Annotated in this window: 10 protein-coding genes; 3 read left to right on the top strand and 7 right to left on the bottom strand. The window is 48.3% G+C overall.

Annotated elements, in window-relative coordinates; genetic code table 11:
• Nucleotides 1-35 precede the first annotated feature (35 nt).
• Nucleotides 36-1,709: a Tar ligand binding domain-containing protein gene (locus E2566_RS10540; protein ID WP_107170410.1), complete on the top strand. Its 1,674-nt coding sequence runs from the start codon at nucleotides 36-38 to the stop codon at nucleotides 1,707-1,709.
• Between the two features lie 90 nt (nucleotides 1,710-1,799).
• On the opposite strand, the gene E2566_RS10535 is transcribed toward E2566_RS10540, so the two are convergent.
• A complete protein-coding gene (locus E2566_RS10535) occupies nucleotides 1,800-1,976 on the bottom strand; it encodes a YciY family protein (RefSeq protein WP_133169874.1) in 177 nt (58 codons plus the stop codon).
• 187 nt (nucleotides 1,977-2,163) lie between these two features.
• Here E2566_RS10535 and cls point away from each other — a divergent pair, with 187 nt between their 5' ends.
• Nucleotides 2,164-3,624, top strand: coding sequence for a cardiolipin synthase (gene cls, locus E2566_RS10530; RefSeq protein WP_107170411.1), 1,461 nt, complete (start codon nucleotides 2,164-2,166; stop codon nucleotides 3,622-3,624).
• A 55-nt stretch (nucleotides 3,625-3,679) separates the two neighbouring features.
• The gene (locus tag E2566_RS10525; RefSeq protein ID WP_005968702.1) at nucleotides 3,680-4,003 is read left to right on the top strand and encodes an HI1450 family dsDNA-mimic protein; all 324 of its coding nucleotides are present in this window, start codon (nucleotides 3,680-3,682) and stop codon (nucleotides 4,001-4,003) included.
• Nucleotides 4,004-4,072: 69 nt separating this feature from the next.
• Here the strand turns inward: E2566_RS10525 and oppF are convergent, their stop codons facing one another.
• From oppF to oppA (E2566_RS10495), 6 genes are all read right to left on the bottom strand, one after another.
• A complete protein-coding gene (gene oppF / locus E2566_RS10520; RefSeq protein ID WP_107170412.1) occupies nucleotides 4,073-5,101 on the bottom strand; it encodes a murein tripeptide/oligopeptide ABC transporter ATP binding protein OppF in 1,029 nt (342 codons plus the stop codon).
• On the bottom strand, nucleotides 5,098-6,093 hold the full coding sequence (oppD, locus tag E2566_RS10515; protein WP_107170413.1) for an ABC transporter ATP-binding protein: 996 nt from the start codon (nucleotides 6,091-6,093) through the stop codon (nucleotides 5,098-5,100). The genes oppF and oppD overlap by 4 nt, the downstream gene beginning before the upstream one ends.
• An 11-nt stretch (nucleotides 6,094-6,104) precedes the next feature.
• The gene (gene oppC, locus E2566_RS10510; protein WP_107170414.1) at nucleotides 6,105-7,013 is read right to left on the bottom strand and encodes an oligopeptide ABC transporter permease OppC; all 909 of its coding nucleotides are present in this window, start codon (nucleotides 7,011-7,013) and stop codon (nucleotides 6,105-6,107) included.
• An 11-nt stretch (nucleotides 7,014-7,024) separates the two neighbouring features.
• Nucleotides 7,025-7,945 carry an oligopeptide ABC transporter permease OppB gene (gene oppB / locus E2566_RS10505; RefSeq protein WP_005968711.1) on the bottom strand — a complete coding sequence of 307 codons (921 nt, stop codon included), beginning with the start codon at nucleotides 7,943-7,945 and terminating at the stop codon, nucleotides 7,025-7,027.
• Between the two features lie 54 nt (nucleotides 7,946-7,999).
• The gene (gene oppA / locus E2566_RS10500; RefSeq protein ID WP_107170415.1) at nucleotides 8,000-9,637 is read right to left on the bottom strand and encodes an oligopeptide ABC transporter substrate-binding protein OppA; all 1,638 of its coding nucleotides are present in this window, start codon (nucleotides 9,635-9,637) and stop codon (nucleotides 8,000-8,002) included.
• A 190-nt stretch (nucleotides 9,638-9,827) separates the two neighbouring features.
• Nucleotides 9,828-11,426 carry an oligopeptide ABC transporter substrate-binding protein OppA gene (gene oppA, locus E2566_RS10495; RefSeq protein ID WP_233671775.1) on the bottom strand — a complete coding sequence of 533 codons (1,599 nt, stop codon included), beginning with the start codon at nucleotides 11,424-11,426 and terminating at the stop codon, nucleotides 9,828-9,830.
• Between the last annotated feature and the right edge of the window lie 1,025 nt (nucleotides 11,427-12,451).

The raw sequence follows: 12,451 nt of genomic DNA, 5'->3' as shown, positions 1-12,451 counted from the left end.
TTTGACCGCTATTCATCTATAGAGGGTCAACAATCATGTTAATGCCTGCGGTTTTGCGAAACGGAATTGCTACTATCCGCCGCCGTCATCGCCTAAGTATTCTCTCCGGATTGTTATTGATCATTGGGCTATTTTCTTTACTGCAATTGGTTTCTATCGGCGTCATTTCTCAAACGATGACTCAAGTTAGACAGGATATTTCCGCGAACGAGGGGCTGCGCCAGCAACAAGCGGTAATGGATAAAGCACGGATGGAAGTGATGAATGCCAGCGACAAACTCAACCGCGCGGGTATTTATCTGTTGGTAGATAAAGAAACAGGCTCTGAAGGCAGCTGGCATAGCCTGATGGATGAAGCGGAAGTCTCTCTAAAACAGGCACAAGCGCACTACCAATTACTGGGAACAGCCACGACGAATGAAGCAGACACACCAGCCTTTGTCGATTTGAAGAAAAGTTACAACCAGCTTTATTCCGGGCTTGTCGAGCTGGCCGAGGGAATCAAAACGACCAATCAGATCGATATTTTCTTTGCTGTCCCGGTTCAGGCCTACCAAAGCGATTTTACTCAAAAATATTCGCACTATCTGCAAGATACCGATGCGCTACAAAAGCAGCATGGCCAACAATTCTTATCCTCTCTCGATCGCGCGAAAACCATTTTCATCACGGTTCTGGGGCTCTTATTGGCGATCGCGATCGCTGTGTGGATTGGTGTAAATCGGGTCATTATTCGCCCGCTGACACAAATTATTACCCATTTAAAACGGATCGCCGCTGGCGATCTATCTCACTCGGTCAACGCAGAAACCCGCGGTACACGCGAAGTTGAACAGCTCAATACCAACGTCATTCAAATGCAGGAAGGTCTGGTTACATTGGTCAATCAAGTTCGTCAGGGCGTTGACCACATGGTGACACAGGTCGATCGCGTCGCTGCGGATAACCAACAGCTTTCCGAACAGGCAAATCGCCAATCCCGCGAACTTAAAGCCACGACGGAACACATTATTCAGCTCAGCCAACATCTGGAACAAAATACGCTGCATACGCAACAGGCCAACTTGCATGCGGAAGATACCAGTAAAATTGCCACACAAGGTGAAACGATGATGAATGACGTCAAAGCGGCGATGTCAGATATCGCAGGCAGAACGCGAGAAATGACGGAAGCGATTGGGATGATTGAGAACGTAGCATTCCAGACCCACATTTTGTCTTTGAACGCAGCGATTGAAGCCGCACGGGCTGGGGCAATGGGGCGCGGGTTCGCCGTTGTCGCGCGAGAGGTCGGCACGTTGGCTTCGCAAAGCAGCCACTCTGCACAGAACATCAATGTGCTGATCCGTGATTCAGACAACAGCGTAACCGCAGGAACGCGGCTGGTAAACAAGCTGAATGATAGCCTACAAAACATCATCCAAACGGCGAAAGGAACAGGCACGTTTCTGAGCGAGATCTCGGAAATATCGCATCAGCAAAATGAAAGCATTCATGAAGTGACTGCCCGGCTCAGCACACTGAACGACACCGTCAGAGAAAATGCGGGTCAGGTTGAAGCTTCCGCGCACACCTTCACCTCACTGCTGGAGCAAACGGAACGTCTCAGTACCTCGGTATCGTTGTTTATCCTTCCCTCGACAGAGCATGACGTTAATTCGATGATTGACCAGAGAGAAATAGTTCAGCGCATTCCAATGATGGGATAAGCCGATGACGGCATAAATCAGTGCCTTGATAACAAAATACCGTGATAAAAAATAGCGACCATACTTCGGGTCGCTATTTTTCTCACTGACTTACCACTCGTAGGCTACCGCATAGAGCAATGCCCGCCGTTGGTGCTTCTGCTGCAAATAACGAGCAGAGCGAATATGGCGGTAAGTACGCGATTGCGCTTCCAACCAACGGCCTCTTCTACGCTGGACCTGACGTAACATCCGCCAACGGCCCACTTCATTCCGACTGCGTTTCATGATGCGACTCTTGTTAATACACTCGCGCTGGGCATTATATACCCCTGATACGTGGCGACAATCAGTGAATCGCCCTCTTCGCTCTCTTCTTATTCATAACTTTTATTCAGAGGAAAGGCATTTCCCCTTTTATAAATCTATGCGTACACTTTGTTAATTCTTTGCAGAAGGGAACTGTGCTGCTTTTATGTCGACATTTTATACCGTAATAAGTTGGTTACTGGTTTTTAGCTACTGGTTGCTGATCGCGGGTGTGACCTTGCGTATTCTGATGAAACGCCGGGCTGTACCTTCAGCGATGGCTTGGCTGCTGGTGATTTATATTCTGCCACTTGTCGGTATTATCGCTTATCTTTCGTTTGGCGAACTCCATCTCGGCAAACGTCGAGCTGAACGTGCTAGTAAAATGTGGCCTTCAACCGCTAAATGGCTGCGCGAGTTAAAGGAATACCGTCGTATTTTCGCGACGGAAAACAGTGAAGTTGCTAGCGCGCTATTCCAGCTTTGTGAACGTCGACAAGGTGTGGGTGGCGTCAAAGGCAACCAATTGCAGTTGATGACCACGTTTGATGACACCATTAAGGCGCTATTACGTGATATTGAACTTGCACGTAACAATGTTGAGATGGTGTTCTATATCTGGCAATCCGGTGGGTTGGTCGAGCAAGTTACCTCTTCCCTGATTGCGGCTGCACGACGCGGAGTACATTGCCGTATTCTGTTGGACTCGGCTGGCAGCGTCCAATTTTTCCGCCAGCATCATCCCGAACTTATGCGCACCGCAGGCATAGAAGTGGTCGAAGCCCTGAAAGTGAATCTATTCCGTGCTTTCCTGCGCCGTATGGATTTGCGACAGCACCGTAAAATTATTCTGATCGACAACCGTATTGCCTATACCGGCAGTATGAATATGGTCGATCCTCGCTTATTTAAGCAGGATGCCGGCGTAGGGCAATGGATAGATCTGATGGCACGTATTGAAGGCCCAGTGGCGACCACGCTGGGGATTATTTACTGCTGCGACTGGGAAATGGAGACAGGCAAGCGCCTGCTCCCGCCGCCGCCGGATGTTAACGTCATGCCGTTCGAACAGGAGAGCGGTCATACCATTCAGGTTATTGCTTCAGGCCCCGGTTACCCGGAAGAAATGATTCATCAGGCGCTGCTGACATCCGTCTATTCGGCGCGTAAGCAATTGATCATGACGACGCCCTACTTCGTCCCCAGCGATGACCTGCTACATGCCATTTGTACCGCCGCCCAGCGCGGGGTCGATGTCAGTATTATTGTGCCACACAAGAACGACTCCGTGCTGGTCGGCTGGGCCAGCCGTGCGTTCTTCACGGAACTGCTGGCCGCAGGCGTAAAAATTTATCAATTCAAGGACGGGCTGCTGCACACCAAAAGCGTGCTGGTCGACGGGCAGCTTAGTCTGGTTGGTACGGTGAATCTCGACATGCGCAGCCTGTGGCTGAATTTTGAAATTACGCTGGTGATTGACGATGCCGGATTCGGCAGTGATTTAGCCTGTGTGCAGGAAGACTATATTGCCCGTTCACGTCTGTTAAACGCGACGCAGTGGCAAAACCGCCCTTACTGGCAACGCATCGTCGAACGGTTGTTCTACTTTTTCAGCCCCCTGCTATAAATACGCGTTTTCCCGTGTTCTAATAAGGCTATTGGGAATTAACAGGAATTACGTTATGGATTTGAATAATCGCCTGACCGAAGACGAAGCATTGGAACAGGCCTACGACATCTTCTTAGAACTGGCGGCAGACAACCTCGATCCGGCAGATATTTTACTTTTCAACCTGCAATTCGAAGAGCGCGGCGGTGCTGAATTATTTGACCCCGCAGAAGACTGGGCTGAACACGTTGATTTCGACCTGAATCCTGATTTCTTTGCCGAAGTCGTGATTGGGCTGGCCGAACAAGACGGTGAAGAAATTACTGATATTTTTGCCCGCGTGCTGATTTGCCGGGAAAAAGACCACAAACTTTGCCACATTCTGTGGAAAGAATAAGTTATCTTGCTTAGCAAGGCGTCTCCCACAGGAGACGCCTTTTTTACATCGGTAACCGATAAAATTGGGTTACTGCGCTTCCGTTTCCGGTAACAGCGCCTGCGGATCGACCTTCAGACATGAGACAGCGTGCGCAAAACTCCCTTCCAATAATGGACGGGTTTTCGAGCACTCAGGGCCGACAACCGGACAACGGGTGCAAAACACGCAACCGGATGGCGGATTGATCGGTGAAGGCAAATCCCCTTCCAGCAGCTGTATCTTCTTGTTACGTTCCTGATCGGGATCGGGAATCGGCACAGCGGACATCAATGCTCGAGTATAGGGATGCTGCGGGTTTTGATAGACCTGATCGTAGGTGCCCAGCTCTACGGCATGACCCAGATACATCACTAATACACGGTCAGAAATGTGTTTCACTACCGATAAGTCATGAGCGATGAAAATCAGCGACAGGCGCATTTCACGCTGTAACTGACGCAACAGGTTCACCACCTGTGCTTGAATCGATACGTCCAGTGCCGAAACAGGTTCATCACAGATAATCAGCTTCGGCTCCAGGATCAGCGCACGTGCGATACCAATACGCTGACACTGACCACCAGAGAATTCATGTGGATAACGGTTAATCAGGCTAGGCAGTAGCCCAACCTTCAGCATCATCGCTTTCACACGATCTTTTACCGCCTGCCGATCAAGCTCTGGATGATAAACTTTCAACGGTTCGGCAATAATTTCGCCAATGTTCATACGAGGATTCAGCGACGCCAACGGGTCCTGGAATATCATCTGAATATCGCTACGTGCTGCACGCCACTGATCGGCACTCATGCCCAGCAGGTCTTTCCCCAGCCAAGTGACGCGTCCGTCGGTCGCTTTTACCAGCCCGATAATGGCACGCGCCAGCGTAGACTTACCGCAGCCAGATTCCCCTACCACGCCCAGAGTTTCACCTTCATATAAGCGCAGCGTTACGCCATCGACCGCTTTCAGTTTTTTGGGCGGTTGCCAGAACCACTGCTTATCATCTCTGACATCAAAGTGAACTTTCAGATCGTCCACTTCTAACAACACCTTTTTTTCGTCCGCGTTGTTCATACCACCTCCTCAATCGCTCTAAAGCAGGCGCGCAAGCGGCCATCACCAAAAGATTCCAGTGCAGGTGCACTGTGGCAGACATCCATTGAATAGGGACAGCGTGGCTGGAACGGACACCCTTTCGGCAAACGTAATAGGTTAGGCGGATTGCCTGGAATGGTCGCCAACACCTCATCTTCCGCATCCAGACGCGGCACGGCGTTGAGCAGACCGACGGAATACGGATGGCTCGGATGATAAAAGACATCGCGTGCGACACCATATTCCATGGTGCGCCCCGCGTACATGACCAGCACTTTGTCACAAATACCCGCAACCACGCCCAAATCATGGGTGATCATGATGATGGCAGTATTAAACTCACGCTTCAGTTCGTTCAACAACGTCATTATCTGCGCCTGAACCGTCACATCCAATGCCGTTGTCGGTTCATCGGCAATCAGCAATTTCGGACGACATAGCAGTGCCATCGCGATCATCACGCGTTGACGCATCCCACCGGAAAACTCATGCGGATACATTTTCATCCGCTTACGTGCTTCCGGCATTTTGACCGCATCCAACATTTTGACCGATTCTTCAAACGCTTCACTTTTGCTCAGGCGTTTGTGCAACATCAGCACTTCCATCAGTTGTTCACCGACGCGCATATAAGGGTTCAGTGAAGTCATCGGGTCCTGGAAAATCATACTGATTTCTTCAGCACGCAGTTTATTCAGCTGGTTTTCAGGTAAATTGAGAATCTCTTTGCCACGAAAACGCGCCGAACCACCAATTCGACCATTGCGGGCCAGCAATCCCATCAGCGCAAACGCCGTCTGCGATTTACCCGAACCTGATTCACCGACAATCCCCAGTGTTTCACCGGCATTAAGCGTGAAATTCAAGTCGTTAACCGCCGTCACGTCCCCATCTTGCGTCTTGAACGTTACCCGTAGATCCTGAACATGTAGCAGCGCGTCGTGCGCGCCAGTTAACTCAATTTTGCTCATGTTGATGCTCCTCAGCGATCTTTCGGGTCGAGGGCATCACGCAGGCCATCGCCGATAAAGTTAAAACAAAACAGCGTGACAACCAGAAACGCCGCCGGATAGAACAGTAACCACGGCGACACTTCCATTGAGTTCGCACCATCATTCAGCAAGGCACCCCAACTGCTTAACGGTTCCTGCGTTCCCAGACCGAGGAAGCTCAGGAAGGATTCGAACAGTATCATGCTTGGTACTAGCAGAGAGGCGTAAACCACTACCACGCCGAGCACATTAGGAACAATGTGACGTAACACGATACCGCGCGTGGAGACACCAGAAACCATTGCAGCTTCAATGAACTCTTTACGTTTCAGACTCAACGTCTGACCACGCACGATACGTGCCATGTCTAGCCAGGACACCATGCCGATAGCCACGAAAATTAGCAGCATGTTCTGCCCAAAGAACGTGACCAGCAGAATAACGAAGAACATGAACGGGAATGAGTTGAGGATCTCCAGCAGACGCATCATCACCGAGTCCACTTTCCCCCCCAGATAGCCGGACATCGCGCCATACAGCGTCCCGACGAAAACGGCAACCAGCGCGGCAGCCACACCGACCATCAGCGAAACGCGGCCACCGATAGCAACACGAACCAGCAGATCGCGGCCAGAAGAATCCGTGCCGAAATAGTGTCCAGATGTCATATCCGGTGCGGCTGACATCATTCCCCAATCCGTATCGGCGTAGTCAAATGCAGACAGCATCGGCGCAAACACCACGAAAAGGGTAATCACAGCCAGAACAAACAGACTAGCCAGCGCGGCGCGATTATGGATAAAACGCAGGCGCGCATCTTGCCACAGGCTGCGCCCTTCAATCTCAGACTGCTCAGTGAAGTTCTCTAACGCTTCAACGTTTTTTCGATTCCAAAACATAGCGCCCCCAATTAATAGCGAATTTTCGGATCGATAACAGCGTAGAGCACGTCAATGATCGCATTAAATAAAATGGTTAAGCCGCCGACTAAAATCGTCAGGCTCAATACTAGTGAGTAATCGCGGTTCAGCGCACCATTCACAAACAGTTGCCCGATACCGGGTAAGCCAAAGATGGTTTCGATCACCATTGAGCCAGTAATAATCCCAACAAACGCTGGCCCCATATAGGAAAGTACCGGTAGTAATGCAGGCTTTAACGCATGGCGCAGGACAATACGACGCATCGGTAGCCCCTTGGCGCGTGCCGTGCGGATAAAGTTAGAGTGTAAAACCTCGATCATCGATCCTCGGGTGATACGCGCGATGCTAGCGATATAAGACAAAGACAGCGCCACCATCGGTAAAATTATGTATTTCGGTGCCCCGCCGTTCCAGCCACCGCCGGGCAGCCAACGTAGCGTAATAGCGAAAATCAGCACCAGCAGCGGTGCGACGACGAAGCTGGGAATAACCACCCCCGTCATGGCAAAGCCCATCACGGTATAGTCCCATTTCGTATTTTGATTCAGCGCAGCGATCACTCCCGCACTCACACCAAAAACAATGGCAAGAATGAATGCGGCGAACCCTAATTTCGCAGAAACCGGGAAAGACGTCGCGACCAGATCGTTCACGGAATAGTCTTTGTATTTAAAAGAAGGACCAAAATCACCCTGCACTAATTGCAGTAAATAGTTACCGTACTGCGTCAGTATGGGATCGTTCAGATGATATTTGGCCTCAATATTCGCCATCACTTCCGGCGGTAAATTACGCTCACCGGTAAAAGGGCTGCCGGGTGCCAATCGCATCATGAAAAATGAGATGGTGATCAGGATAAATAGTGTTGGGATCGCCTCTAAACAGCGGCGAAGGATAAATTTTAACATTGCTCGTACCTATAAAAGGCTGGCGACATCGTTGCGTGCCGCCAGCCATTATTATTAGTGCTTGATGATATAAAGATCTTTCACATAGACATTATCCTGGGGATCTTTGCCTGTTAAGCCCCCAACATAGGTCTTCACCAAACGGGTATTCGCATAGTGGTAAACAGGTACGATAACTGCGTCTTTATTCAGCAATGCTTCAGCCTGTTGATATACGACAGCACGCTCCTCATCGGTTTTCACCTGTAAAGATTTCGCGACAAGCGCATCAAACTCTTTGCTCTTATAGTGTGACTTATTATTGCTGCTGTTAGACAACATACTGTTTAGGAAGGTAGACGGTTCGTTATAATCTGCACACCACCCGCCACGCGCCAGATCTTGCGTTCCCTGCTGGCGAGAGCTAAGGAACGTTTTCCATTCCTGATTTTCCAGCTTCACATCCACACCGATATTTTGCTTCCAGATAGAGGCGGCGGCAATCGCCATCTTTTTATGAAGATCGGATGAGTTGTAGAGCAAATTAAACGTCAGTGGTTTTTCTGCGGTGTACCCGGCTTCCGCCAGCAGTTTTTTCGCTTCTGCGTTACGTTTTTCCTGTGACCAAGTGAACCACTCTGGGATTTCTGCTTTGAAACCATCGATATACGGCGGTACAAAACCATAGGCTGGAATATCACCCTGATTTTTCACTTTATTGGTCAGAATATCCTGACTTATGCCCAGACGTAACGCTGTTCTTACACGAACATCGTTAAACGGCGGCTTCTGGTTGTTAATTTCATAATAATAAGTGCACAGGTACGGGTTAACCTTCACCTCATCGGGGATCTCTTTCTTTAATTTTTGAAAGAGTTCAATCGGCAGCTGATTGTATGTCATATCAATTTCACCGCTGCGGTAGCGGTTCACATCAGTCACTTCCGAAGAAATAGGCAGGTACGTCACCTGATTGATCACGGTATGTGCGTTGTCCCAGTATTGTGGGTTGCGTTCCAATACCAGTTTTTCGTTCACGATCCAACTTTTCAGCTTGTAGGCACCATTACCGACCCAGTTTTGCGGCTGCGTCCATTTTTCGCCGAACTTTTCAACAACGGCTTTATTAACAGGCGACATCGCGACATAAACCGGCAACTTATAGAAGTAAGGGACGGCTTCAGAAAGCGTGACCTCAAATGTATGATCGTCGATCGCTTTCACGCCTAATGTATCTGGAGATTTTTTGCCGGCGATGATGTCATCGATATTGAGCAGATGACCATATTGCAGGTAGCTGGAGTAAGGCGATGCCGTCTTGGGATCGGCTAGACGCTGCCAGCTGTAGACGAAATCTTGCGCGGTAACCGGCTCACCGTTGGACCATTTGGCATCTTTCCGCAGATGGAATGTCCACACTTTAAACTCTTTGTTATCCCAGCTTTCTGCTACGCCAGGGCTGGTTTTGCCGTTAACATCGGAAATGACCAGCCCTTCCAGCAGATCGCGCGACACGTTAGATTCGGGTACGCCTTCGATTTTATGTGGATCGAGGGATGAAACTTCCGCGCCGTTGTTACGAACCAATTCCTGTTTTTCTGCTAATTGAACGCCTGCGGGAACGGTCGCGGCGAAGGCAGAAACAGCCATCGTACTACTTAACGCCGCAATAATAGCGGCCGCTATTCTTTTTTTAGTTGTGATGTGTGTCATTATTTTCTCCTGTAATGTTTCCGTGTTAGTGATACCTACACGGTTCCTGAGTTAGCGCCCTGTGAGAAAAACGATTAATCGATTCACCCCCCCCCATTCCCACATAGTAGGAATGGGTAAGCATAGAGTAAACACCAAATTAATCGCTGCTCGCTCAATTCATTTGCATCAAACCGTAAACAGCAGCGGATCAATGCTTAATGATATAGAGATCTTTCACCCGAATGTTATCCAACGGGTCTTTGCCGGTTATACCGCCGACATAAGGTTTGACCAGTCGGGTATTCGCATAGTAATAGACCGGTACAATGGCCGCATCTTTATCTAACTGCGATTCTGCCTGCTGATAAATTTGTGCTCGTTCTTCATCCGTTTTCGCCTGAACAGCCTGCGCCATCAGCTTGTCGAACGCCGCGCTCTTATAATGCCCCGTATTGTTGCTGCTATCTGACAACATACTATTCAAGAACGACGTCGGCTCGTTATAGTCTGCACACCATCCGGCACGGGCGACATCATAATTGCCTTGATGACGCGTGCTGAGATAGGTTTTCCACTCCTGATTCTCCAGCTTCGCGTTGACGCCCAAATTCTGTTTCCAGATCGAGGCCGCCGCAATGGCCAGCTTTTTATGTAAATCTGACGAGTTATAGAGCAAATTAAACGTCAGCGGTTTTTCTGCGGTATAGCCCGCTTCCGCCAGCAGTTTTTTCGCTTCTTCATTGCGTTTCGCCTGTGGCCAGGTAAACCATTCAGGGGTATGCGCTTTCAGTCCGTCGGTAAAAGGAGGGATATAGCCATAGGCAGGAATATCGCCCTGATTTTTAACTTTATTGGTTAATATGTCCTGATCAAGCCCCATGCGCAGTGCCGTACGTACCCGTACATCATTAAATGGCGGTTTCTGGTTATTGATTTCGTAATAATACGTGCAGAGATAGGGATCGATGTTAACTTCTTGTGGGATTTCTTTTTTTAGCTTCTGGAATAGTTCGATCGGTAATTTATTATTGGTGACATCAATTTCGCCCGCACGGTAACGGTTAACATCCGTCACTTCAGACGCAACCGGCAGATAGGTGACCTGATTAATCACGGTCTTGGCATTATCCCAATATTGGGTATTACGCTCCAACACCAATCGCTCATTCACGACCCAAGATTTAAGGCGATAAGCGCCATTTCCCACCCAGTTTTCCGGCTGAGTCCATTTATCACCAAATTTCTCCACTGCGGCTTTATTTACCGGGGACATGGATGAGTGATTCAGCAATTTATAAAAGTAAGGGATCGGTTCACTCAATGTGACTTCCAACGTCTGGTCGTCGAGTGCTTTTACGCCCAGCGTATCAGGCGATTTTTTGCTGGCAATAATGTCATCAATATTCAACAGATGACCATATTGCAAATAGCTGGCATAAGGAGAAACCGTTTTCGGATCGGCCAGACGCTGCCAGCTATAAACAAAATCCTGGGCGGTAACGGGGTCGCCATTTGACCACTTGGCATTTTTACGTAAATGGAACGTCCAGACTTTAAAATCGCTGCTTTCCCAACGCTCAGCGACACCAGGAATCGGGTGCCCATCAGGATCGGAAATCACTAACCCTTCATAGAGATCGCGCGCAACGTTGGATTCCGGTGTACCTTCTATTTTATGCGGGTCCAGCGATGACACTTCAGCACCGTTGTTTCTCACCAGAACCTGTTCTTTCGCCAATTCAACACCGGCAGGTACATTAGCAGCCTGAACATTCACGCATGACGCCATCACTGCTACGGCAATCATACTGGTAACAAAGTATCGTTTTGTTTTGCGAGTTTTCACTTTATAACGCCCCTGTCTTGATACAACGCCATACCGGACTCTATGCATAAAGATCGTCATCACATAGAGCAGAAAAGAACGCCCATTATCCAAATAAATCATAATATTATTTTATGAATATATAACGAGTAACAGGTCGACACTCGAAGCTATCAAAAGCGGACACATTCGCCAATATTTTTACATTGATGTTGCTTAATTTTCTTCACCACAGCCCGGTATAGTTTTCATTACAACACGGCGATATAATAATTAACCCCATGATAATCAATGTTTTTTACGCTTAATTTCAAGTAATTTTTAAATATTCAGCAATTTATAGATTTTGAGCAAAAAAACATCGTAGTGGATTTCATCGTTTTCACAGCACAAAAATGATGATGAGCACTTACCTGTCCGCGTCATTATCTGACCAAAATGTTACTATTTTAACAATTTCATTACTACCATGGCCCAACAGTGTCACGCCATTCCTCTGCCAGAGGCAGCGAGCAAAAATAACGCATTAGATTAAGATATAAGCACTATTTATACGACCACGTTTATACGCATGGGTAGTTACCCGCCTTAACGCCAACGCCCCCCACCACTCCATTTTAGGTAGGAAACTCTCCGCTACGTCTTTATTAATGATAGTCATTATCAATATCACCATGCTGAATGGTGTCAGCTTAAAGAAATTACGATATCGATCACAAAAAATGCACCCACAAATAGGTATGCTCATCTTATGCCGTGATGAATGCGCAAATAATCTTAGTTTTTACGCATTTTCAAAACAATATTTTAAAAATTTACGATATCGGCGATTACAGTATTTTAAAAACCAGCGATCGCGCCACAACAGTAGCTGGCAAGCTCTTTGAGTCAATTGATGCGGAATAGGCAGGAAAGAATAGCAAGGTAACGGAAACGCCTCCTTCTCGTTTATCTATACTGTTCTATTCGGCGAACAATTGACTGAAAGAGTTTAACATTTATCAGGA

The organism is Pectobacterium punjabense, from assembly GCF_012427845.1.
Classification (GTDB): domain Bacteria; phylum Pseudomonadota; class Gammaproteobacteria; order Enterobacterales; family Enterobacteriaceae; genus Pectobacterium; species Pectobacterium punjabense.
The sequence above is the reverse complement of the archived record's forward strand: the minus strand, read 5'-3'. Positions and strand labels throughout refer to the sequence as shown.